The sequence below is a fragment of the Lysinibacillus sp. BSL11 genome, from assembly GCF_052928325.1.
On sequence record NZ_JAVGCX010000011.1, the window covers coordinates 1 to 25,107 of the forward strand.

Consider the following 25,107-nt stretch of genomic DNA (forward strand, 5'->3'; position numbering starts at 1 on the left):
TCTCACAAGGTCTTTCATGGGGAATGGTTACGCTAGAAACCATTCTCCATGAAAGAGCAGAGCAACCGAAGGGCGGTAGCCAAAAACCTCTCTTATTTTAGTGTCCGTTTTATTGACAGAAGTACCAGTCATCACCGATCATAAAGAGAGATAAAACCCTCCAATCCCTCTCAATAAAGAGAAGAATTAAACCTCTTTACTAGCTCTGTTTTACGCATGCTACTCGCAACCATTACACCTAAAATGGCGCCGATTGTACTTGATGTTAAAAAGGCTGGTAGGAAGAAGAATGCTGCTACAGATGTTCCCATGAATAATTTTGCGTAAGGGACGGCAATAAGTGAAGCCAGAATGCCAGTTCCGATAACTTCTCCGATACCAGCTAACCACATCTTATTGCTATATTTATAGGCAAGGGCAGCACAGAACGCACCGATGATACTACCAGGGATAGCTAGTAGAGAGCCTGTTCCAGTAAAAATACGAATGATGGCAGTGACAAAGGCAACTATAACTGTTGGTACGGGTCCAAGTATAATCGCTCCTATCACATTAATAGCATGCTGAACGGGGTAAGCACGTGCGATTCCTGTTGGGATGGATACGAAAGTAGAGCCTGCAACAGCAATGGCTACTAATAAAGCCATGACTGTTAATTTACGAATTGACATAAAGTTCACTCCTTTTGGTAAAGTTGGTGAGGAAAAATAAAAAGGCCACCCCCTTTAAACAATAGGAAGCGGCCTTGCATGTATATAGTGACAACAGCAAGTAGCGCCACTTCCCTCCGCTAGTGTGAACTAGATCAGGTTCAAAGGGTCCGTATATTACCATATACGTCTCAGCCTTTTAAAGACTCCCCTAGTGGTTAAGATTATTCAATTTAGTGAATCAACAATAATGTAACATACTGTTAAAAATAGTCAATGATTTTTCAGACTATTTTGGATCGGGATGCATTAAATGAGGTGCTTTTTTCACTGTCCAGATGAGCGCAAGGAAGAAACAAGCTAATAATATGATAGAACCAAAAATATAGGGGCTATTCATATTCCAATCAAATAATAAACCTGCCAAAGCAGGTCCAATCATATTCCCAAGGCTCATATAGGCATTATTCAAGCCCGCAGCAAATCCCTGCTCTTTTTCTGCAAGTTTTGAGATGAGTGTATTAACAGCTGGACGAATTAATGTCGTTGCTGTAGAGAAAATTGTTGCTACAACTAATATAAGGGCAAAGCCAGAAACAAATAATATTAAGAAAATAGCAACGGATGCAATAAACAAATTAACTAGTACTACTTTCATTTCACCATAACGATTGAACAGTGGTGTAATAATAAACATTTGTACTACTACTCCAAAAGCACCACCAACAACTAATATAATCGCTATATCTACAGGTGTGTAATTAAACTTTTCTGTCACAAATAATGACAATGTCGTTTGGAAATTTGCAATTCCAAACGAGAACACCAGCATAATTATGAGCATAACAAAATAAGGCATATGTATGGAACGAGCCATTTGCTTCGCCAGATTGTCTTGCTTTTGTTTCTGTTGCGCAGTGTTTGGTTTGGTAGAAGGTAATAAAAAGTAAGATAAAATAGATGCTACAATGGCTGCAGCTCCAGCTGTGAAAAATGGGAAATGTAAGCTTACCTTTGCTAAAAAGCCTCCAATACCAGGTCCAATCATAAAGCCAAGAGACATGGCGGCACCCAACATCCCCATACCTTTCCCGCGTTCTTCATAGGTTGTGACGTCAGCGACAAAAGCCATAATAGGAGGTGCAACAAATGCGGAACCTAGACCACCTAAAAATCTTGCTAAAAAGAGCATCCATACATCTGTAGCAAGGCCAAATCCGATTTGAGCAAGACCCGTTACGATAAGACCGAAAATAATTAAATTTTTTCGACCGTACTGATCTGAAAGATTCCCAGCAATAGGAGAAAATACGAATTGAGCTAAGGCGAACGTTGCGATTAGCATACCTAGAACTTGTCCTGCTGCACCAAATATTTTTAAATACTCTGGCATGACAGGAATAATAATGCCAATACTCCCCATTGCGATAAACATATTAAACATTAAAATATACAAAGCCGCCTTATTGGACTTCTGCTGGGTCATCGAATGAACCCCCTTTTTGTAATCAAATATAGTACAGTCTATCATAAAGAATTATTGCTTGGCTAATAGTTAAGATTATCGTACTGGTTCTATATTTAGAATGGTTTTCCACAAAAGTTTTCATCTGCGTACCTAAGGATGATGAAAGAATACATGTTAGTCATAAAAATTGAGGGAGAAGAACTATAGAATCGAGCAACAACAATCGATGGATTTCTCTTATAAAAGGAGAATTAACAAATTTGTGAGTCTGTCTGTAATGGTCTATAAATTGTAGCGACTGTTATAGTAGTGGCATCAAAATTATTATGGCTTATTTATTGTTAATACAATGGATAAAGAAAATATAAATTTATGCAGGTTCGATGAAAAAATCTATAGGTAAAGCTTTTCCATAACAGATGATGTGAGCATCTATTAAAATTTAGATAAAATATTTTCTAAATATAATAATACAAATAGTCGATTGAAAATGTTCTTATTTAATAGAAAATTAGATAGGCAGAGAAAAAACTAGCGAATTGGTGTGAAAACCATTTCGCTAGTTTAATTACCGGATACTCATTTTAAATTCTAAAAATAATTCGTTGTATTTCCCTAAATAATCAGGTCCCAAATTTTTGTAGACCTCTAATGTATCGCGTTGTTCTTCAGAAGGATAGTAGCGTTCGTCAGAAACAACTTCTGCGTCCATCAAGTCCATGGCTGCAATATTAGGAGTAGAGTAGCCTACAAAATCGGCATTTTGAGCACCTGATTCAGCACTTAGCATGAAGTTAATAAAGGCGTGGGCACCATCAATATTTTTCGATGTTTTTGGGATGACCATATTATCAAACCATAAGTTTGAGCCTTCCTCAGGTACAGCAAAGTCTAACTCTTCATTTTCATACATCATGTCAGCTGCTTGGCCAGACCATGTAAGGGCAACAGTTGCTTCATTATTGATCATTAACGGTGTAATTTCATCTCCAATGATCGCTTTTACATTTGGTGCGAGTGTGATTAATTTATCAGTAGCTTCACGAAGTTCCTGATCATCTAGTGAATTCAGAGAATAGCCAAGACTGTTTAAGCCCATGCCAATGACTTCACGCGCACCATCTACTAAAAAGACTTTTCGCTTTAAAGAAGGGTCCCATAAATCGTCCCAAGAGGAGAAGTCTAAGTCTCCAACAAGGCTTGGATTGTAGACAATACCTACTGTTCCCCAAAAATAAGGGACAGAATATTTATTGTTATCATCGAATGGTAAATCTAAAAAGTAAGGATCAATATTTTTTAAATTAGGGATTTTCTTCTTATCTAAAGGAATCAATAATTTTTCTTCCTTCATCTTCTCAATCATATATTCAGAAGGGACAGCAATATCGTAAGCTGTTCCGCCTTGTTGAATCTTTGTCATCATAGCTTCATTGGAATCGAATGTTTCATAGATAACATGAATGCCTGTTTCTTTTTCAAATTCTTTTAACAAATCAGGATCAATATATTCTCCCCAGTTAAAGATGGTTAACGTGTCTTTTCCACTTTTACCGCCACCAGCACTTAAGGCATCAGCCGCGTAGAATAAAAGGGCTGAAACGACAAGGATGGCGATGGTAGCTTGAATTAGTGACTTCATCGTTGCCCCTCCATTCTTTTACTCGTACGACTAGTAATGAAATAATAAACAACAACAACTAAAACAGTAATAAAGAATACTAAACCAGAAATTGCATTCACCGTTAGAGAAATTCCTGCGCGGGCCATTGAATAAATTTCGACGGATAAAGTACTAAAGCCATTACCTGTTACAAAGAATGTCACGGCAAAATCATCTAATGAATACGTAAGGGCAAGGAAGAAGCCTGCAAAAATACCTGGCTGAATATAAGGAAGAATGACACGCATCATAACGTCCTTTTTCGTTGCTCCTAAATCTAATGCTGCATCGATTAATGAGTTATTCATTTCTAGTAGCTTTGGTAAAACCATTAATACAACAATCGGTACACTAAATGCGACATGCGCTAATAAAACAGATGCAAAGCCCAGTTTAATTCCTACCATTGTAAATAAAATTAAGAAACTAGCCCCGATAATAACGTCTGGGCTGACGATTAAGACATTGTTTAAGGATAATAAAGTATTACGCATTTTAGAATCCTTTACCGTCACAATTCCAATTGCTCCTAGCGTACCAATAATAGTAGAAATGAGAGCAGAAAGTAATGCCACGATGACCGTATTTATTAATATAACAAGAAGACGCGAATCTTCAAAAACAGCTTGATAATGCTCCAAAGTAAAGGATTCAAAATTATTCATGGAGCCGCCACTATTAAACGAGTAAAAGATTAAATAGAAAATTGGAGCATAGAGAACGATAAAAACAATTGTTAAATAGACTTTGGCTGAAGCAGATAGTTTGTTCATCGTACGCGACCTCCTTTATCCTTTTGTCCCGTAATTAGCATGATAATCACCATGAATAAAATTAAGAATACAGCAATAGTGGAACCCATACCCCAATTTTGTGTCACAAGGAATTGCTGTTCAATCGCTGTGCCTAGAGTAATGACACGGTTCCCTGCAATTAAGCGAGTAATCATGAACAGGGATAGGGCAGGGATAAAGACGACTTGAATACCAGATTTAACGCCATCCATTGTCAATGGTAAAACAACACGACGGAAGGTTGTAAAAGCCGAAGCACCTAAATCACGTGCTGCATAAATGAGTGTTGGGTTTAAACGATCTAAAGAATTGAAGATCGGTAAAATCATAAATGGAATAAAGATATAGACAGACACAAAGACAAAGCTAATATCGGTAAAGAGCATTTGCTTTGGATCAAAGCCAAATACTTCGATAAATGCATTAATAGGCCCGTATAACCCAAAGATGCCGATAAAGGCATATGTTTTTAACAAAAGATTAATCCATGAAGGAATAATAATAAGTAGAAGCCAAAGTTGTTTATGCTTTGTCTTCGTTAAAAAATAGGCAGTTGGGTATGAAATTAATAGTGTAAAGAATGTAATTAAAAATGCATACCAAAACGAGCTCAAAGTCATCTTTAAGTAAACCGAAGAAAAGAACGCTTTGTAGTTATCGAGCGTAAAGTTGCCATGTAAATCAAGCAGGGAATAATAAACAACGAGTGCAATTGGCGCGATAACGAAAAAGGCAATCCATAACACATATGGAAATAACGCTGGTTTCGATGTTTTAGTTTGCATCTTCATCGTCTCCATACGATTCTAATCGTTTATCAAACTCTTCCTCTGTTTCGTTTAAGCGCATTACGTGAATCGCCTCAGGATCAAAGTCTAAGCCAATCTCAGTCCCTACTTCTGCTTTCTTCAATGAATGGACTAGCCACTCATTACCATCTTTATCATATGTGGATAATTCATAATGTACCCCTCGGAATAATTGTGTATCCACTTTTACCACAAGTTTGCCTTTATCAATTGTTGTCATTTCTAAATCTTCTGGTCGAATGACAATATCTATTTTTTCATTTGGCTTCATCCCTTGGTCAACACATTCAAAAACATTGCCAGCAAATTCAACCTTGAAATCCTCAATCATCACGCCAGGTACAATATTGGATTCACCAATAAAATCAGCAACAAAGCGGTTAATCGGTTCATCATAAATATCCACTGGTGTACCTGATTGCTGAATTTGGCCTTCACTTAAGACAAAAATTTCATCACTCATGGCAAGTGCTTCTTCTTGATCATGTGTAACAAAGACAAATGTTTTGCCAAGACGTTGTTGTAATTCACGTAGCTCATATTGCATTTCTGTACGTAGCTTTAAGTCTAAAGCTGAAAGTGGTTCATCCAGTAAAATTACTTCAGGGTCATTGACAATGGCACGTGCAATCGCGACACGTTGTCGTTGTCCACCAGACATTTCAGATATTTCGCGGTTACCATACCCTGCCAAATTGACAAACTTTAAGGCTTCAGCTACACGCTCTTTTATGTCCTTTTCAGGAAGCTTTTTAATACGTAGGCCAAATGCGACATTTTCAAACACATTTAAATGAGGGAACAGCGCATAATCCTGAAAAACAGTATTAACTTGACGTTCATTGGCAGGAACTGCATTAATCTTTTTATCATGGAAAAATACATTTCCTGTTGTAGGTTCCGTAAATCCTGCAATAATTCGTAAAATGGTTGTTTTACCACAACCTGATGGACCAAGGAGTGTATAAAATTTCCCTTTTTCAAGCTCCAAATTGATATTTTTTAAAACGACGGTGCCGTCGCTATATGACTTTGAAACATTTTCAAAGCGGATAATTGAATTGGTTGTCATGGATGCGCCTCCTTAAGCTATAAATAAGAATCTGTTGCGACAAGTAAAATTTTTGTTTCATCATCATGTGCATTAAAAATCTGATGATGGTCTGTCGCGTCATAATAAAGTGCGTTACCTTCACTTGCGATATACTGTTCATTCCCTAAAACGAGACGAATACGCCCTTTAACCACATAAATAAATGTTTCAGAAAGCGAAGGCTCAAACTGTTTGAACTCGCCATCTGCCGCAAAGGTTAAGAAAATGGGTTCCATCTCTTTTTCATTCGAAGTAGGAATCAGCCATTGAATTTCATATTTTTTTTCTTCATCTGTATAGGTAGATTGATCTTCCTCTGTATAAACAACCTTCTGTTCAGGTGATTCATCATCAAAAAAGTCTTTGGGTCTTGACCCTAATACTTCTAATATTGAAAATAATGTTTCAATTGAAGGTGAGTTTAGATCCCGTTCTAATTGGGAAATATAACCTTTGCTTAAATCTGTACGTTCTCCAAGTTCCTCTTGGGTAAGACCCTTTTTTAAACGAAGCGCTTTAATTTTTGCTCCTATTTGCATCTTTTCCCTCCTAAGAGAAGTTTAGCAATGATAAACTTTTGAAATATGAAGTTTACTTTAACGAAACTTTTAGTTTACTAAAACCATTACAATTATACATAATAAAAAAAAATTTGCAATCGTTTTTCGTGAAAAAAATAGCTATAAAAAGTTAAAAAATGGGGTATAAATGAAAGTGAGAAAAATTTTGAATAGTGTAGAATATTATTGTCAAAGATAGCTTGTAGATAGACAATAACTATAATTCCAGTTGTGGATTTGACGAATTTTTGTCAATCCATTTCAATCATCCAAACGGGCGGAGTTTACTTGTTTGAAAAACTGCGGTTACTCTGCTATCGTAGAAGACGAGTTCGCTAGTGCGAATGGAATATATAAACTACATATTTATTTGGAGGGATTTATTATGGCAGAACGCATGGTAGGTAAACAAGCACCTGACTTTACAATGGAAGCAGTACTTTCAGACAAATCATTTGGTAAAGTATCATTAGAAGATATTAAAGCACAAGATAAATGGACAGTTCTTTTCTTCTATCCAATGGACTTTACATTTGTATGTCCAACTGAAATCACTGCAATGAGCGATCGTTATGACGAGTTCGAAGACTTAGATGCAGAAGTAATCGGTGTTTCTACTGACACAATCCATACACACTTAGCATGGATTAACACAGACCGTACGCAAAATGGTCTTGGTGAATTAAAATACCCATTAGCTGCTGATACAAACCATCAAGTATCTAAAGAATATGGTGTATTAATTGAAGAAGAAGGTATCGCATTACGTGGTTTATTCATCATCAACCCAGAAGGCGAATTAAAATACCAAACAGTATTTGATAACAACATCGGCCGTGATGTTGATGAAACACTACGTGTACTTCAAGCACTACAAACTGGTGGTCTTTGCCCAGCTAACTGGCGTCCAGGCCAAGCAACTCTATAATCTAAATAGAGTCGATTATGCGAAAAATTAAAAGTCCCCACGACAAGCTTGTGGGGACTTTTAACTGAATTTTTGTTTTGGGAAAGAGTTTTTTTACCCGGTTATCTAAATATTTGAAGACAAACGATCTTTTAGAGGAGGATTTTTATGAAACTTCGTGAACAAATGCCTGAATTAGTTGGCGCAACGACTTGGTTAAATGGTGAAGTAACTAAAGCAGAATTAGTAGGCAAAAAACCAACATTAATCCACTTCTGGTCAGTAAGCTGTCATTTATGTAAAGAAGCAATGCCAGATGTGAACAATTTCCGCGATCAATATAAAGATGAATTAAACGTTGTAGCAGTACATATGCCACGTTCTGAGGCAGATACTGATTTAGATACAATTAAAGCAGTAGCAGCAGAGCATGATATTGTGCAACCAATCTTTGTAGACAGTGAAATGAAGCTAACAGATGCTTTTGAAAACCAATATGTTCCAGCATATTTTGTGTTCGATAAAGATGGACAGCTGCGTCATATGCAAGCTGGTGGTAGTGGTATGAAAATGCTAGAAAAGCGTGTAAACCGCGTTTTAGATGAGATGCGTAACGCTGAATAATAATGATATGGTGAAGACGGGGATTGAGATCCTCGTCTTTTTTGTTGTCCACCATTGACGAATTGGCTCTTGTTTTGACAATACATATCGCAGAGAATAGGCTACAATGGTGGTATAGTAGTTTTCGGAGGGATTTTTATGATGAAAAAAGAGTTTGCAGTCATAGGGCTTGGACGTTTTGGAGGCAGTATTGTTCGTGAATTAATGAGTCAGGGCGCACAGGTAATGGCAATTGATCATTCTTCAGAGCGTGTAGATGAGTTTGCTTCCATTGCTACACAAGCTGTTATTGCAGATTCAACCGATGAATCGGTGTTGAATTCATTAGGTATTCGTAATTTTGAGCACGTGATTGTAGCAATTGGGGAAGATATACAAGCAAGTATATTAACAACGATCATTTTGAAGGAAATTGGTGTTGAGCAAATTACAGTAAAGGCTCAAAACGATTACCATGAAAAGGTTTTACGTAAAATTGGCGCAGATTTTGTCGTCCATCCTGAGCGAGATATGGGTATTCGTATTGCTAATAATATGTTGTCGAATACTGTTCTAGATTATTTAGAGCTATCAGATGAACACTCCATTATGGAATTAAAGGCTAATGATGCGATTGCTGGCTATTCCATTATGGATTTAGATATTCGCGCTAAATATGGCATCAACATTGTAGGAATTAAGCGTGGGGCTGATATTATCGTATCTCCACAGGCGAGTGACAAGATTTTATTAGGAGATATTATGCTTGTTATAGGTGCTGATGTTGATATAAATCGCTTTGTTAAAAAGGCCTTGAACGGGTAAGAGCAAATGACGAAACGCAGATGGAGACTTGTTATATTCGCTGGTATTTTATTAGTTGGTGCTTTTATTATGCAAAACAGAGAAAAAAGTGAAGATGAAGCAATTTCTCTTGTTCTAGATCATGCCACAGAAATTGACCACATTGAATTATTCAAAGGAGATCAATCACTATTTCGTGCTACAGGCGAAGAAGCACAAGACTTTATTGAGAAATATCCATTAAGTCATGTAAGGAAGCTTTCCAAAAAGGAAAGAACGATTTTTGAAGAAAAGCCTGTATATCATATCATTTATAAAATGAAGGAGAAGCCTCTTTATGAGGTAGAAATATTAAAAGTGGCTATTAGTTCTGAACTTGATGAAGAGTTGCAGCAAATGGTTTTTCGTATGGGTGATGCACAATATTTGATTTATTGGGCAAAAGAGAAAAAGGTACTCGAACAATCGACCAACACGCAACGATTACTTGAACAATACGACCAATAATGCAGGTAGTGATACAGCAATTCATGCTGGTCACTACTTTTTTATTCTATTTTTAAGAAAAATTGGAAAAATATTTGATTTCATTGAGAGAGTTAGATTAAACTTTGACATAAAGAAGGGGGCTAGATGTAATGAAAATCATGTCAACTAATTGTATAATCGAACAATTACAACCAGAGCATTTTACAGATATACAAAAACTCTACTCTAATAAACAAGTTCGAACTTATCTCGGGGGTGTTCCATCAAACAGCTATATAGAAGCATCTTTTAAAGGCATGCTAGAAGCGCCATTTCCTAATACATATTTATATATTACTTTAAAGGAGACAGGTGAATTTATAGGTCTTGTCTCGATCGATGAATACCATGATAAGGAGTTGTATGAGCTTTCCTATCAATTTTTACCTCAGTTTTGGGGGAGGGGGTTAGCTTTTGAAGTGCTAACGCAGGTAATTCAGGATGGTTTGAATTATCTGAATATAGAATCTATTGTGGCAGAAACACAAACAGCTAACAAGGCATCATGTCGCTTGCTTGAAAAATTAGGAATGAAGAATGTACAGATGTTAGAAAGATTTGGGCAGGAACAAGCTGTCTATGAATTAAGTAAAAATAACGAACCGATAAGACAAATCATTGCCCTATCAGGCGGTGGGTTTTCTCAGCAGACCCCTTCATTTATCGATGAGTACATTTTACGACAAACTCAGAAAAATGAACGAGTTAAAATTTGTTTTATTCCCACAGCAAGTAATGATGCACAAGGGTATATCGAGAAGTTTTATGCAGCATTCCATCATTGTGAAGCAACCCATATTTTGCAAAAAGATATGCGTGATAGAAGCATTCGAGAAAAATTATTAGCGCAGCATATTATCTATGTGGGTGGTGGGAATACAGGTTATCTTCTTGAAAAGTGGCGAGAATATGGTTTTGATGAATTGTTAAAGGAAGCTTATCAAAAAGGGATTATATTAGTTGGCATCAGTGCTGGGGCAATGTGCTGGTTTGAAAAATGCTTTAGTGAAAATACTTATGATGATTTCGAGGAATGGAATGGCTTAGGGCTATTATCAGGTATCTATTGTCCTCATTATAATGATCAGGAGAGAAGGTATGCATTTGATCGCTGGATAGAAAATCATCCCACATTACAAGAATACACACTCATAGATACTGAGACACTTCATTTTAGGAATGAAAGGTTAGTAGCTAAAATTCAAAGCTATTAGAAGGGATGAAGAAAGTATGAGAATTCCAGCAAAACTAACACTGGGTGATGAGATTCGTGTTATTGCTCCAAGTAGAAGTGCCCAAGTTTTAAAAGTAGAGATGGTTGAACAAACGAAGATCATATTGGAAAGATTAGGGTTTCACGTATCATTTGGTGCCCACATTTTTGAATGTGATTTGCAGCACTCTTCCTCCATCATGCACCGTGTTGCGGATATACATGAAGCTTTTCGGGATCCACAAGTGAAGGCGATACTAACGGTGATTGGTGGATACAACTGTAATGAAGTTTTACCTTATTTAGATTATCAAATGATTGCTGAAAATCCGAAGATACTTTGTGGGTTTAGTGATATCACGGCCCTAGCTACAGCTATTACTACAAAATGCGATTTTATCACTTATTCAGGGCCACATTTTTCTAGCTTTCGTATGGTGCAAGCACAAAAATATCAGCTTTCCTATTTTCAAAAATGTTTAATGGAGAAGAATCCATTTTCTCTAGTTGCGTCTAGTATTTGGAGTGATGATGCATGGTATATTGATCAGGAAAATCGTCATTTTGAGGCAGCCAGCTGGAAGGTCTATTCGAAAGGCGCAGTGAGTGGGCAGCTTTATGGTGGTAATTTATGTACGTTAAATTTATTGCAAGGAACAGCTTACATGCCTGATTTATCGAATTGTATTTTATTTTTAGAGGATGATGAGCTTGTGAATCCTGCCATTTTTGCACGTGATCTCACGTCATTATTGCAAGCAACGACTACAATTAAAGGATTGGCAATAGGTCGATTTCAACGAGCTTCTGCGATGACAGAAGAACAATTACATTTTATTTTAGACAAGCATCCACTATTAAAAGCTATCCCTGTATTATATGATGTGGATTTTGGTCATACACAGCCGATTTTTACATTCCCTATCGGTGGCAATGTCCATATAAATACAAAAGAATTGAGGATTCAGGTGACTATATTTTAGAAGGAGAGCGTGTTCAACATGATCATACGAGAAGCAACCCGACATGACAGTGAACGAATTATAGCTGTTATGACAAATGCAGAGGCATCAAATTTTATGTTATTTGGACCAGGTGAGCGCAATTTAGCACCTAAGCCATTTGGGGAGTATATAGACAAGCTATATCATAGTCACCACTCAGCTTTGTTCGTAGCTGAAATGGATGAGCAGGTTGTGGCGTACTTAATTGTACAAGGCAATGAGCCGAAAAGAATTGCTCACCGTGCTTATCTTGTCATAGGCATACATAGTGACTATAGAGGAAGAAAAATTGGAACGGCTTTATTTCAACACGTAGAAAATTGGGCAATGGAGAATGGTGTACATCGTCTAGAATTAACCGTCATGGAAAATAATGAGGCTGGTGTTGCTTTGTATAAGAAAATGGGCTTTGATATTGAGGGAACGAAGCGGGCTTCGCTGTATGTAGATGGACAATATATTAATGAATACTATATGTCAAAACTATTGATTGGGAAAGGAACTAACGTATGACTACAAAAGTAAACATCGGCATTTATTCACCGTCCTCCCCAGCAACGGTGACGGCTTTGGAACGATATGAACGTGCTAAAGCATTTCTCGAGAATAAAAATTTTCGAATCGTGACAGGTTCTCTAACTGGTAAATCCGATTATTATCGTTCAGGTTCGCCAAAAGAAAGAGCAGAAGAATTGAATGAGTTATTACGCAATCCAAATGTGGATATGATTATGTCTACAATAGGAGGTACCAATGCCAATAGCATGCTACCTTATATTGATTATGAGGCTTTTCGTCAACATCCCAAAATGGTCGTAGGTTATTCGGATGCAACGGCCGTTCTACTGGCACTTTATGCAAAGACGGGTATCTCAACTTTTTATGGTCCAGCCCTTGTACCATCCTTTGGTGAGTTTGAACCATTAGTAAATGATACCTTCAAATTTTTTGAGCATTATTTCTTTAAACCCCAAGCATTACCTTACGAAATACCAATGCCTTCTTATTGGTCGGATGAACCTGTTAATTGGCTTGAGAAGACAGTGGATAAAAAACTCCAAAAGAATGAATGGTTAGCGATTCAGGGTGGGGTTGCTGAAGGAAGGTTAATTGGTGGGAATGCCAATGCCATGTATGGATTTATTGGTACGCCGTATTTCCCTAAAATTGTGGAAGGTGATATTTTATTAGTGGAGGACTGCTTAAAAAATGCTGCTGTTGTTGAAAAGAATTTTGCAATGCTAAAATTGCATGGTGTCTTTGACAAAGTTAGTGGGATTATTTTGGGGAAACATGAATGCTACGATGATTTAGGAACGGGTCGACAGCCATATGATATTCTACTTGAACAATTGGATGGAATAATGATTCCTATATTAGCAGAGGTGGATATTTGTCATACACATCCTATGCATCCAATTGCGATAGGCAAACGAGTAAGGATAGATGCCACAGCTAAGAAGATATACTGTTTGGAAAGATGGTTGTAATGATAAAGCCTTGCAAATCGTAGCAAGGCTTTATTTTCTAGAGGTTCCTATAATCATCATCAGTGATAGCGTACATTTTGGTATTGTCCCTTAACAAGCATACTTTTCCGTAATAGCCCTTCAAACTGCATACCTGACTTCTCCATAACCTTTTGGGACCCAATGTTTTCTTCAAAGCATCGTGCTTGGATACGTACTAAATCTAATTCATTAAAACCGAAGTCAATGAGCTTTTTAGTTGCTTCTGTTGTGAACCCCTTATTCCAAAAATCCTCAGAAAGAACATAGCCAATTTCCGCGTATTTATGGGTATCATTAATCGTCACAAAATCAATCGTTCCAATAATTGTGCCTGCATATTCAATACCCCATAACATCAGATTGCCTTGCTGATAACCATCAAATATTAATGCCATAAAAGCCTTTGTGTTCTCTAAGCTAGTGTGTGCTTGCCATGTCACATAACGCGCCACATTTTCACGGGAAGAGTAGTGAAACATTGCTTCTAAATCCTTATGTGTAATAGGTCTTAATAGTAACCTCTCCGTTTTCATAATTGGTATGTTACTCATGATTTACCTCCTTTAACAAATAGTATATAAAAAATCGACCCATAATAATGAATTAGGTCGACTTTTTTATTTATTCATTTTTGTAGCACTATTATTAAAGATTTCACCTTCACATTATGGATAGCGCTTATCTGTTGCTGAGGAATCCTTAGTTTTGGTTTTATGTTTTTCATCTTTTACTTTTTCATTCAATTCTTCGACAGGTATTGGATCTACTGTTTTCATGTCCTCGTGTTTATCAAAAATGCTTTCTTTATCTGTATCCAATACATCAGGGTTATTCGTATTACGTGTTTTTGCCTGTTTTTTATCATTCATTCACTATCACCTCTTACTATTAACTTTCACTTTTTTACTAGAGTGTAAACATTTTATTTTGAGTGATAGTGTAAGCTAATTGTTTGTTGTCAGCGCCAAACCATAAGTACATAGCTTTTACTTGAATGATAAAGAGTGTAGTGAAACAGAGATGGCTATCATTCCTACCATTTTTCTTAGGAAGAAATAGTGGTCTTTCCCTGAAGTGCACGTTCTTCCATAGCTATATCAAACTCTTTTTCAGATTTTGACACGACAACACAAGCTACACCATTACCAATTAAATTAGTTACAGCACGAGCCTCAGACATAAAGCGATCTACACCGATTAACAGCGCTATTCCTTCCACTGGTATCATTGGGAAGGCAGCCAAAGTTGCTGCTAATGTAATAAAACCTGAGCCTGTTACACCTGCTGCACCTTTAGAAGTAATCATTAAAATTCCGAGCAGTGTAATGATTTGAATCCAAGTTAGCTCCATTCCATATGCTTGTGCGATAAACAATGCAGCCATGGACAGGTAGATGGAAGTCCCATCTAGATTGAAGGAGTACCCAGTAGGAATGACTAAACCTACAACCTGCTTCGAGCAACCATAGTTCTCAAGCTTTCGCATCATAGATGGCAGAGCTGATTCAGAAGAGGAAGTCCCAATTACTAAGAAAATCTCATCTTTGATATAAGCGATAAATTTAAAGATGTTGAATCCAAAAAACTTTGCAATGGCACCTAAAATAAAGACAACAAATAAAAACATTGTTATATATACAGCAGCCATTAATAAACCTAGATTACCTAAAGATTTTAAACCAAAATTCCCAATTGTATAGGCCATTGCACCAAAAGCTCCGATTGGTGATATTTTCATAACCATACTTACAATCTTGAAGAATATCTCTGCTACTTGCTCAAAGAATGTGATGACTGGTTTTGCGGGTGCGCCTATTGAGGCAGCTGCTAGGCCAAATAAAACAGCAGAGAATAGGACTGGTAATAATTGACCTGTTGCCAATGCACCAACTACATTTTCTGGAATAATACTAGAAATGAAGGCACCCAAGCCCTGCTCAGATTCAGCTGCAGCAGTTGTATATTTTGAAATATCAGCATCAGATGCACCTGATGTATCCAAGCCTGTACCAGGACTTACGATTAAAGCAACAGCAATTCCGATTGCTAATGCAATTGTGGAAACTATTTCGAAGTAAAGCAATGCCTTTCCTCCGATTTTCCCGACCTTTTTCATATCTCCCATACTGCCGATTCCAATAACGACTGTTAGGAAAATTATAGGGGCAATTAACATTTTAATTAATTTGATGAATAGGTCTGCTAAGATTTTCAAGCTGGCACCGAACTCGGGAAAAATGGCTCCAACAATAATCCCAAGAATGATAGCCACTATAACCTGAACAGTCAAATTTTTCAGTAACTTCATTTTTTGCTACCTCTTTTCTAAATTTTCTCTTTGATATCGCTTTCACTAAAAGTATCATAGCGAATATTTCTTAAAAAAAGAGATTTAGAAAATAAGAAACATATCGTTCATTAAGTACATTTACTTACAATTACATATAAATATAGTAATATCAATAACTCTCCCTGTTATGGTACGCTATAGTTCATTAATTATTGTTATAATACAAAAACATAGAGTGATAATTAAGTTCTTTTTAAATTATCAATTTATAATATTGTTCATTAAATTCAATATTTTCTGCTACTTATATAGACTAAAGGTGTTGTCAAAAGATTTTTTTGCAGATAATCTTAAAACTAAATATGTGTGCCAGTGATTATGAGAATGCAAATTTGAAAGGACGGAATTTTTTAATGATGAAAATGCCTGTGAACGGCAAAATACTGTTAGTGACATTTTTAATCATTGCACTCTCCTTTTTACTAGGTGGTATTTTTTTACTCGGTAACCTATTATCTGAACAGGAAAGAGATTTTGGACAGCGGGCAATGCTTGTGGCAAGAACTGTATCAAATGTACCAGAGCTTAGTGTGCATTTGAAAAATGACAATATAAAAGAATCTGCAAAAAGTATTAATAAAATTGTAGATGGCATTAGAGTGATTCATAAGGCCGAGTATATTGTTGTAATGAATATGGAACGTATTAAACTATCACACCCAGTAAGTAAGGAAATAGGAAAACGCAGTGAGTCGCAGGATTTAAACGCCGCATTTAGTGAACATTATTATGTATCAAAGGCACGTGGAGAATCGGGTGTTATGATAAGAGCTTTCGTGCCAATTATTAATGATAAAAGAGAACAAGTGGGCATTGTAGTAGTTGGCTATTCATTACCAGATTTTATGGAAATGTTACAAAGTTATGAGCGAGAAATTATGATAACTATTGTTATATCGCTGATTTTCAGTATTTTCGGTGCCTATACACTTGGACGACATATAAAAAAACAAATGTTTGGGCTTGAACCTCATGAAATTGCAAAAATGTATGTGGAAAGAACAGAAACCTTTAATGCTATGCATGAGGGAATAATAGCGGTTGATAAGGAAATGAATATCACCATTTTTAATGAAAAAGCGGCCGATATTTTAGGTGTTACTAGGAAAATAGAGGACTGTATTGGACAAAAGATTTATGACGTTTTGCCTGATACCCGTCTGCCTGAAATTGTTGAAACAGCAACACCTGTTTATGATCAAGAGCTTTACATTAATCATCATAGTATCTTAAGTAATCGTGTACCTATTATTGTGAATGGAGAGCTAGTTGGTGCAGTTGCTATGTTTAAAGATTTAACAGCTGTGAAAAAGCTTGCGGAGGAAGTAACAGGTGTAAAGGCCTTTGTTCAAGCATTACGTGTGCAAACCCATGAGCATAAAAATAAGATTCATACAATTGCAGGACTACTGCAATTAGGACATACAAAGCAGGCACTTGAATATGTTACTGTCACTACTGAAAATGAAGCCTCATTGACGAAGTTTTTAAATGAACGCTTTCATAATGAAAATATTTCAGGTTTGTTATTAAGTAAAGTAAGCTATGGAAAAGAACTGGGCATCGAGGTTGAGATTGATCGGAAAAGTCATTTTAAACGCTTTCCACCTCTATTAGATCATCATGATTTTGTTGTGTTGTTTGGCAATTTAATTGAAAATGCTTTTGAGGCTTTAAATGTCCTTTCGAAGGAAGATAAATATGTAGCCATCTCTGTAGACGAGCATGATGGCGTCTTAGCGATTGCAGTTACCGATAATGGAATTGGCATGACCAAAGAGGTGCAGGATCGTATGTTTGAAAATGGATTTTCGTCCAAGGCTAGTGAAAATCGGGGCATTGGCTTGCATTTAGTCTATGAAATTGTAAGAAAAGGCAATGGAGATATTGAAGTAACAAGTGAATTTATGAAAGGGACAAGTTTCTTAATTTTATTTGAGTTAGGAGAAGTATAGATGGATGTAATAAATGTCTTATTGATTGAAGATGATCCAATGGTACGAGAAGTGAACAGACAATTTATTGAGCAAATCAAAGGCTTTTCATTAGTTGGCTATGCTAGCAATGGAATTGAGGGAATTCAAAAAATTAAACAATTAACCCCAGAGCTTGTCTTTATGGACATTTTTATGCCAGAGCAGGATGGCATTATAACGTTAGGGAAAATCCGAGAAGAGCATCTTCATGTTGCTGTTATTGCTGTAACAGCTGCGAATGATATGCCCACTGTGCAGCGAATATTACACTTAGGTGTCTATGATTATATTATGAAGCCCTTTACGTTTGAGCGGATTGAGCAGACTTTAAAAAATTATCAAAGCTATAGAAGGAAAATAAGCGGCATGCAAGATTTAACTCAGCATGATGTCGATCATTTAATGCAACAGCGTATTCCTGAACAAATTGTAGTAGAAACAACAGGAATGGATGCCATTCTTATAGAAGAACTCCCAAAAGGGTTTAATCGAGCTACCTTAGATAAGGTACTTGCATATATAAAAAAAAGTGGCGAGGCAGTATCAGCTGAGGAGGTATCAGCTTATATAGGTACAGCACGTGTTACAGCTAGACGCTATCTAGACTTTTTAGAAAAGCAGAAACTATTAAAAGTAGATATACAATATGGAAACGTAGGACGTCCTATTCATCGTTATTATATTTAATGATTAGTTACCTAAAATTTTTAGCCGAAATAGTAAAGTTTAGGGGGCGTTCTAAAAGCTTTATTTACGAGAATGCAAGAAGCTCCAAATCCCGATACATAAAAGGCAGTAGGTAAATTTGAATATCATGGAGTAGAGAGGAGCTTCCTTATTGAGGTATGCTTTAAAATGATTATTTTTATTGAATATGGACATTTTTATTTCTCTAATATATAAGGGAAATGAAAATGTCTTTTTGGGGTGATGGGATAGGAATAGGCAGGTGAGGAAAATTGTTCGATTGTTTGTTGATTAGTATGAATAGTAGTACTTTACTTTGACAATACATATAGCAAAGATACATTACAATATGGAAATAGTCAGTTACCTAAAAAATAAATTGATTTAGGTAATAGAAGTATTAAGTTAGCTCATGGGAAGTAGGTTAGGCATATGTTTAACGTCCGAAAAGAGACATTATTGAAATTTTTAAAGATTCTATTTCCAATATTACTTTTGGTGGTAGCTATTTATGAAATCCAACAGTCAGTGAGTGGAATAGATGTTCATTTACTAAAAGAAGAAGTGAACGAGCTTCAGCTATGGGAGCTTTTATTGATTTTCCTAATCACCTTTTTCGCAATTACACCAATGATTTTTTATGATGTTATTTTAGCAAATATATTAGGTATCAACATCAATAAACGTAATTTGCTCAATCATTCATTTATCGTAAATACTTTTTCAAACCTTATTGGCTTTGGAGGGTTAGTTGGTATATTCTTACGTGATTATTTTTATTCCAAATATAAAGACGATAAGGAAGGTATGTTAAGAAATATTGCTTCGGTCACCCTGTTCTATTTAACAGGGATTTCTTTGTTAACGTGGATTATGTATATATTCTTTTGGGATTTCTCGTTGCTAAAAGAAGAACGGTGGTTATCGATTGCAGTTGTTCTTGTCAGCCTATATGTACCAGCTTTTTGGGCGATGTATATGATTCGATATAAAAAGGAAAGCTCTTTAAAACCAAAAATATCACTTCAATTGATGGTTACTTCAATAGCTGAGTGGCTTGCTGTATTTTTCGTAATCTGGGCTTTAACGCTTATTTTAAAGATTCCAATAGAATTATCCACATTAATTCCTATATTTTTAATTGCTTCTAGTGCAGGAATAGTCAGCATGATACCTGGCGGAGTTGGCTCCTTTGATCTCGTTTTTTTGTGGGGAACACAAAGTATAGGAATTGCTGATGAAAAAGTGTTGTTTCTATTAATTCTGTACCGTGTTGGGTATTTTGTTTTACCATTTTTTGTTTCCGCTCTCTTATTTATTAAAGAATATTGGATGCGATGGAATCAATCATGGGATGACTTACCAAATATTATTTTTCAGAAACTAAGCCATATGCTATTAACAATTTTGGTGTTTATTTCTGGCATTATTTTATTACTATCTGCAGCTTTGCCAGGGGTGCTAAGTCGTCTAAAAATTGCTCAGGAATTTTTATCCTCACCCATTATGAATGTATCCCATCAATTGACCGTGGCAGCGGGCTTTATATTGTTAGGATTATGTAGGGGAATCAAATACAAAGTAAAAAGGGCATACCAGCTCGCGATTGTTGTGTTAAGTAGTTCAGCGCTATTTTCAATTTTTAAGGGTTTTGATTATGAGGAAGCCATTTTTTTAGTCATTGTCGCAGTGTTATTAATGGTGTCCAAAAAGCAGTTTTATCGAGAAAGTTATGTTTTGACGTGGGGGATTGTCATAATTGATCTTGCTGTAGTAACAATTATTACAGCTATGTATGTGGTAATTGGCTATGTCAATTTACCCTCTGCTAAAATTCATTTTCCTAGTGCCCTACAAGACTATATGATAACTGATTATCAGGACCTCTTTAATAGTGCGATTATCGGTATTCTGATCGCCATTGTTATTTTTTATATAGGCTATTTTATACGTACACCTAAGAAAATGGTAAAGCTTTTATCTAAAGAGCAGGAGGAAGCTATTAAAGATCATTTGAAGTCCTATGAAGGAACGGAGTATTCCCATTTGATTTTTTTGCATGATAAATTTGTACATTGGAATGAAAAAGGAACTGTTTTATTCTCTTATCAAATTTATGCAGATAAGATTATCGTTCTTGGAGATCCAGTTGGTAATGAATCTGATTTTTTATCTGCTATCCAGGAATTTTTGGAATTGGCTGATCGGCATGGCTACACTCCTGTCTTTTATGAAATTAACAATAAAATTTTCTCTGCATTACACGAGTATGGATATAGTTTCTTTAAGCTTGGCGAGGAAGCCTTTGTAGATTTAGAGAAATTTACATTCACGGGTAAAGAAATGAAGGGCAGTCGATCAATAAAAAATAAGTTTGAAAGAGAAAATTATATTGTGGAAATACTGAGTCCTCCGTATTCTCAGGAAGTCATGAAGGAATTGAAAGAGGTATCAACAAAATGGTTGCAGGGAAGGGCGGAGAAAGGTTTTTCGCTTGGTTTTTTTGATGAACACTATTTAAGCACTTCCAATATTGCTGTTTTACGTGGCACGCAAGGAACGTTCGGCTTTGCTAGTATTATGCCTATGTATGATCAAGGAGAAAGGATTTCAGTAGATCTGATGCGTTTTAAGCCAGGATCACCATCTGGAACAATGGATTTCATTTTCTTATCACTATTTGAATGGGCAAAATCAGAAGGCTATCGTGTCTTTAATATGGGGATGTCGCCTTTATCCAATGTCGGACAGTCTAGATATTCCTTTTTAAGTGAAAAAATAGCTGCACAAATCTTTCTACACGGACAGCATTTTTATCATTTTAAAGGGTTAAAAAACTTCAAGTTAAAATATGCAGATTTTTGGGTACCCAAATATGTAGCCTATCGGAAAAAATCTTCATTACCATTCACGATGGCACAAATCACGTTATTAATCGGGCAAAAGAGGAAAAAGTAAGTCATGTAAACTTTATAATTTTTAGCGCGGTATTGAAGCAAGTAAAGCACAAAAGAATTATTCTCTAGAAATGGATAGAGACGAAAAAGCCCTGCATAAAGCAGGGCTTTTTAGCGTCTAAAATATAAAAGCTAAGTTTTAATTATTTTTGATCAACAGCAATCATCTCTTATACGAAAGTCTTCACTTTTTTTCTAGCGTTTCAACATCCATAGGCTCAGCAGTAGGTTTACCAGCTTTTAATAAGACTTTACTGCCCAGAAGGAAAAATCCTTGGATGAAGAGTAATAATCCTGTACCGATGAGTAGCCACTCAATAGCAATAATATCAGCTATTGGCCCAAAAATTAGCATTCCTAAAGGCATCATAGAGGTAGATATCATACTAAGAATGCCAAATACTCTTCCCATATAATCACTATCCACTTTTTCTTGTAATAACACCGTTGCGGGTGTGTTAAAGATTGGCATAGCTATTCCAGTAACTGTCATGATCATGAGATACAGCCAAAAAACAGGTATGACTCCTAGAGCCATGGTACAAAGACCAAATAATAAAGCAGATAATGTCATCGTATGCACTTTATTTTTAAAGCCACCCCATGTTGCGATTGCGATACCACCGATTAACATCCCAATGGCAAAGGCCATTTCGATGGCAGTCAAACGCCATACATCATTGCCAAAAGTTCGTGTAACTTGTAAAGGCGTTAAAAAGGCAGCAGGTGCAGCAAGCAGCATGAAAAAGGCAAAGAACAAGAATAATTGTTTCAAGAAAGCATGCTCTTTAATATAGATGAAGCCTTGTTTCATATCACTAAAATAGCCTGTTGTTTGTGGCTGATTAGCTTTTGCATGTGCAGGGATATGCAGAAATAATAAGAAGATAGCGATGGCAATAGCCGCTGTTGTCACATCAATAAAGAAAATGGATTCAATAGAAGCCATCGTTAATAATGCACCACTTGCCATAGGTGCAAGAATCATGATGAAAGCTTGAATACTGCTATTTACACCATTGACCTTCATTAAATGCTCTTCAGGCACAAATTGTGGCAAAATTGCGCCTACTGCTGGTGTTTGAATACCTGCACCAACTGCACGTACGGCTGATATAACAAATAGTAGCCAGAGCTCATCATAGCCGATTAAAAATAAAATAGCTAAAATTAGGGTAGATAAGGCAATCATTCCATCTGCTAAAATAATAAGCCATTTACGGTTATAGCGATCTGCCCACACACCAGCAATCGGTGCTAAAAAGAAGGTTGGTAAAAAGCCGCAAATGATCGCGATGGTCATCATGCTGCCTGATTGTGTTGTAAGTGTGATGTACCATGTAATGGCATATTGCACAAGAGCAGAGCCAAAAAGTGAAATCGTTTGACTACTTAAAAAAAGTATTGTATTACGTTTCCAATGTTCCAATTTCGTCATCCCTTTCTAACAGAAGTGCCTGTGTGGAAAGTAAAAGACAACACAAAAAAAGAGGGGAGTAGAAGTCCCCTCTTTTCCAGTATTCCTAAAACAGACTAGACCTAATTCCATTTCCCTTGCACAGCAGGCAAAGTATATACATATTTAATTAGTAAGGTGAAATCGTAGTCTAATTGAAGCTGTCATTTGGAATACCCTCCGTTCTATATAAGTTGTGTTGATTGTAGCATAAAGTTCATCTATGCGTAAAGAATGAATTAAGCAAAAATTAGGTTGAATTTAAAAATATGGAAATTGTAAAATCAATCTAAAGGAAAAGTACTATTCATCTTATCGCCTTGTCAGTAGTTTTTTAGGGTTAGTATTCATATTTTGAAACTAACGGGAACGTTTGTTAGACGTGAAACTTATTATCTACTTGCATTGATCGCGATAAAGTTGCTTCAGAGACGTGCATATAGCGAGTACTTGTCATATACTAAAATAGAAAAATAGCAAATGGAGGAAATATGAGAAAGAAAAATAGTAAATGGAAGATCCTAACTTTAGTCGCGATGATTTTTGTGTTATGCCTATCGACCATCCCAACAAAGCCTGCCATGGCAAGCACGACACAGCCAAAAAGGGAGATGAGGGCTGTCTGGATTTCAACCGTTCTTAATCTTGATATGAAAGCAGGTATGACGAAGGAGCAGTACACGGCTTGGACACGCCAAACTTTGGATCAATTAAAAGCCAATAAATTCAATACTGTTATTTATCAAGTAAGACCAACAAATGATGCAATGTATGTCTCTGATCTAGTGCCATGGTCATCTTACATAACAGGCAAAAAGCAAGGCACAAATCCAGGCTACGATCCTCTTGCGATCATGATAGAGGAAAGTCATAAACGGGGTATGGAGCTGCATGCATGGATGAATCCGTATCGTGTAACAATGTCTGGACAAAAACTGACAGACCTTGCTGCTGATAATGTGGCTAGAACACATCCAAACTGGGTTATCAAATACGGTAAGCAATATTATTTAAATCCTGGTTTACCAGAAGTACAAGACTATTTAGTTGAAGTAGTAAGAGAGCTGGTAGCCAATTATGATATTGACGCAGTGCATATGGATGATTATTTTTATCCATATAAAATTGCTAATGAAGTTTTTCCAGATCAAGCAACTTTTAAAAATTATGGTGCTTCCTTTAAAAAGGTGGAGGATTGGCGACGAGATAATGTCAACCGTCTTGTAGAAAATCTTTACACGGCCATTAAAGACACAAAGCCATATGTTCAATTTGGTATTTCACCATTTGGTGTATGGCGCAATAAATCGCTAGATAAAACAGGCAGCGATACAAGGGCTGGTGTTAATAATTACGATGATTTATATGCAGACGTCAGAACATGGATTCAAAATGGCACAATTGATTACATTACACCACAAATTTATTGGTCAAGAACATTAACTGTTGCGAAATATGGAACGCTGCTAGATTGGTGGAGCCATGAAGTGCAAACCTACGCAACAACACACCCTGTGCATCTTTACATTGGGCTTGCTGATTACAAAGTTGGCAATGATAGTGATGCAGCATGGAAAAATAAAATGGAGCTACCAAGTCAAATACTAGCGAATCGTTCGGAAAAGGTAGCGGCTGAGGGGCAAATGCATTTCTCCTTAAGAAGCTTTCAAAACAATAAACTAGGCTATGCAACGATTGTTAGTCAACAATTATATAATTACACAGCACTGACACCAGAAACAACTTGGGATGATGACACAGTGCCGAACGTGCCGACTTTTGTGCAAGTGACAAAGGAAGCGGCAGGTCGCAAGATAGAGATTATAGACGAAAATGAAAGACAACCACGCAAGTATGTCATTTATCGTTTTTCAGGAAACAAAGAAGGCTCTTATGATGACCCTCGAAATATAGTGGATGTTGTTTATAATATGGATGGCCTCACTAAATTTGTGGACAAGTCAGCTCTTGCTAAGCATAGCTATACATATGGCATTAAGGCCGTATCAAATACAGGTGTGGAAAGCAAGGAAGTTTTTGTAGTAATAGAAAATCAATAAAAAGCTTAGAAAAC

At 36.4% G+C, this 25,107-nt stretch carries 23 protein-coding genes and 1 riboswitch; of the genes, 12 read left to right on the forward strand and 11 right to left on the reverse strand.

Features of this window, described 5'->3' with window-relative positions; all coding sequences use genetic code 11:
* Window positions 1-170: 170 nt before the first annotated feature.
* The 7 genes from thiW to RCJ95_RS14055 form a co-directional block, all read right to left on the reverse strand.
* Window positions 171-671 carry an energy coupling factor transporter S component ThiW gene (gene thiW / locus RCJ95_RS14025; protein WP_257521237.1) on the reverse strand — a complete coding sequence of 167 codons (501 nt, stop codon included), beginning with the start codon at window positions 669-671 and terminating at the stop codon, window positions 171-173.
* A gap of 94 nt (window positions 672-765) precedes the next feature.
* Window positions 766-873, reverse strand: a riboswitch (TPP riboswitch).
* A gap of 66 nt (window positions 874-939) precedes the next feature.
* Complete coding sequence (locus tag RCJ95_RS14030) at window positions 940-2,136, reverse strand: MFS transporter (protein WP_221679608.1); 1,197 nt, start codon at window positions 2,134-2,136, stop codon at window positions 940-942.
* A gap of 550 nt (window positions 2,137-2,686) precedes the next feature.
* Window positions 2,687-3,760, reverse strand: a complete 1,074-nt coding sequence (locus tag RCJ95_RS14035) for an ABC transporter substrate-binding protein (protein ID WP_221679615.1) — start codon at window positions 3,758-3,760, stop codon at window positions 2,687-2,689.
* Complete coding sequence (locus RCJ95_RS14040; RefSeq protein ID WP_221679616.1) at window positions 3,757-4,554, reverse strand: ABC transporter permease; 798 nt, start codon at window positions 4,552-4,554, stop codon at window positions 3,757-3,759. The genes RCJ95_RS14035 and RCJ95_RS14040 overlap by 4 nt, the downstream gene beginning before the upstream one ends.
* Window positions 4,551-5,360 (reverse strand): ABC transporter permease, encoded by an 810-nt coding sequence (locus tag RCJ95_RS14045; protein WP_221679618.1) that lies wholly within the window; start codon window positions 5,358-5,360, stop codon window positions 4,551-4,553. Before RCJ95_RS14045 ends, RCJ95_RS14040 begins: the two co-directional genes overlap by 4 nt.
* Entirely contained in the window at window positions 5,350-6,456 is a 1,107-nt protein-coding gene (locus RCJ95_RS14050; protein ID WP_004224673.1) for an ABC transporter ATP-binding protein, read from the reverse strand. Before RCJ95_RS14050 ends, RCJ95_RS14045 begins: the two co-directional genes overlap by 11 nt.
* A gap of 17 nt (window positions 6,457-6,473) precedes the next feature.
* On the reverse strand, window positions 6,474-7,016 hold the full coding sequence (locus tag RCJ95_RS14055; protein ID WP_004224674.1) for a helix-turn-helix domain-containing protein: 543 nt from the start codon (window positions 7,014-7,016) through the stop codon (window positions 6,474-6,476).
* A gap of 406 nt (window positions 7,017-7,422) precedes the next feature.
* Between RCJ95_RS14055 and RCJ95_RS14060 the strand changes: the two genes are divergently transcribed.
* From RCJ95_RS14060 to RCJ95_RS14095, 8 genes are all read left to right on the forward strand, one after another.
* Window positions 7,423-7,965, forward strand: a complete 543-nt coding sequence (locus RCJ95_RS14060; protein WP_004224676.1) for a peroxiredoxin — start codon at window positions 7,423-7,425, stop codon at window positions 7,963-7,965.
* Window positions 7,966-8,112: 147 nt separating this feature from the next.
* On the forward strand, window positions 8,113-8,568 hold the full coding sequence (locus tag RCJ95_RS14065) for a TlpA family protein disulfide reductase (RefSeq protein WP_004224678.1): 456 nt from the start codon (window positions 8,113-8,115) through the stop codon (window positions 8,566-8,568).
* A gap of 141 nt (window positions 8,569-8,709) precedes the next feature.
* Window positions 8,710-9,372, forward strand: a complete 663-nt coding sequence (locus RCJ95_RS14070) for a potassium channel family protein (protein ID WP_004224679.1) — start codon at window positions 8,710-8,712, stop codon at window positions 9,370-9,372.
* A gap of 6 nt (window positions 9,373-9,378) precedes the next feature.
* Window positions 9,379-9,858 carry a hypothetical protein gene (locus RCJ95_RS14075; protein WP_221679620.1) on the forward strand — a complete coding sequence of 160 codons (480 nt, stop codon included), beginning with the start codon at window positions 9,379-9,381 and terminating at the stop codon, window positions 9,856-9,858.
* Window positions 9,859-9,989: 131 nt separating this feature from the next.
* The gene (locus tag RCJ95_RS14080) at window positions 9,990-11,093 is read left to right on the forward strand and encodes a GNAT family N-acetyltransferase (protein WP_221679622.1); all 1,104 of its coding nucleotides are present in this window, start codon (window positions 9,990-9,992) and stop codon (window positions 11,091-11,093) included.
* A 16-nt stretch (window positions 11,094-11,109) separates the two neighbouring features.
* The gene (locus RCJ95_RS14085; protein ID WP_446722422.1) at window positions 11,110-12,075 is read left to right on the forward strand and encodes a S66 family peptidase; all 966 of its coding nucleotides are present in this window, start codon (window positions 11,110-11,112) and stop codon (window positions 12,073-12,075) included.
* An 18-nt stretch (window positions 12,076-12,093) separates the two neighbouring features.
* Window positions 12,094-12,609 carry a GNAT family N-acetyltransferase gene (locus tag RCJ95_RS14090; protein ID WP_221679626.1) on the forward strand — a complete coding sequence of 172 codons (516 nt, stop codon included), beginning with the start codon at window positions 12,094-12,096 and terminating at the stop codon, window positions 12,607-12,609.
* Window positions 12,606-13,586 (forward strand): S66 family peptidase, encoded by a 981-nt coding sequence (locus RCJ95_RS14095; protein ID WP_257521243.1) that lies wholly within the window; start codon window positions 12,606-12,608, stop codon window positions 13,584-13,586. Before RCJ95_RS14090 ends, RCJ95_RS14095 begins: the two co-directional genes overlap by 4 nt.
* Before the next feature lie 59 nt (window positions 13,587-13,645).
* On the opposite strand, the gene RCJ95_RS14100 is transcribed toward RCJ95_RS14095, so the two are convergent.
* From RCJ95_RS14100 to RCJ95_RS14110, 3 genes are all read right to left on the reverse strand, one after another.
* On the reverse strand, window positions 13,646-14,158 hold the full coding sequence (locus RCJ95_RS14100) for a GNAT family N-acetyltransferase (RefSeq protein WP_446722423.1): 513 nt from the start codon (window positions 14,156-14,158) through the stop codon (window positions 13,646-13,648).
* Between the two features lie 114 nt (window positions 14,159-14,272).
* Window positions 14,273-14,476, reverse strand: coding sequence for a hypothetical protein (locus RCJ95_RS14105; protein ID WP_221679630.1), 204 nt, complete (start codon window positions 14,474-14,476; stop codon window positions 14,273-14,275).
* Between the two features lie 176 nt (window positions 14,477-14,652).
* Window positions 14,653-15,915, reverse strand: a complete 1,263-nt coding sequence (locus tag RCJ95_RS14110) for a dicarboxylate/amino acid:cation symporter (protein ID WP_009371221.1) — start codon at window positions 15,913-15,915, stop codon at window positions 14,653-14,655.
* 395 nt (window positions 15,916-16,310) lie between these two features.
* Between RCJ95_RS14110 and RCJ95_RS14115 the strand changes: the two genes are divergently transcribed.
* From RCJ95_RS14115 to mprF, 3 genes are all read left to right on the forward strand, one after another.
* The gene (locus RCJ95_RS14115) at window positions 16,311-17,912 is read left to right on the forward strand and encodes an ATP-binding protein (protein WP_221679631.1); all 1,602 of its coding nucleotides are present in this window, start codon (window positions 16,311-16,313) and stop codon (window positions 17,910-17,912) included.
* Window positions 17,913-18,620, forward strand: a complete 708-nt coding sequence (locus RCJ95_RS14120; RefSeq protein WP_446722424.1) for a response regulator — start codon at window positions 17,913-17,915, stop codon at window positions 18,618-18,620.
* A 432-nt stretch (window positions 18,621-19,052) separates the two neighbouring features.
* The gene (gene mprF / locus RCJ95_RS14125; protein WP_221679632.1) at window positions 19,053-21,578 is read left to right on the forward strand and encodes a bifunctional lysylphosphatidylglycerol flippase/synthetase MprF; all 2,526 of its coding nucleotides are present in this window, start codon (window positions 19,053-19,055) and stop codon (window positions 21,576-21,578) included.
* Between the two features lie 183 nt (window positions 21,579-21,761).
* Here mprF and RCJ95_RS14130 read toward each other — a convergent pair whose 3' ends face one another.
* Complete coding sequence (locus RCJ95_RS14130; protein WP_221679633.1) at window positions 21,762-23,015, reverse strand: MFS transporter; 1,254 nt, start codon at window positions 23,013-23,015, stop codon at window positions 21,762-21,764.
* Window positions 23,016-23,524: 509 nt separating this feature from the next.
* On the opposite strand from RCJ95_RS14130, the gene RCJ95_RS14135 reads away from it, so the two are divergent.
* Window positions 23,525-25,093 carry a glycoside hydrolase family 10 protein gene (locus RCJ95_RS14135; protein ID WP_257521248.1) on the forward strand — a complete coding sequence of 523 codons (1,569 nt, stop codon included), beginning with the start codon at window positions 23,525-23,527 and terminating at the stop codon, window positions 25,091-25,093.
* The last annotated feature ends 14 nt before the right edge of the window (window positions 25,094-25,107 follow it).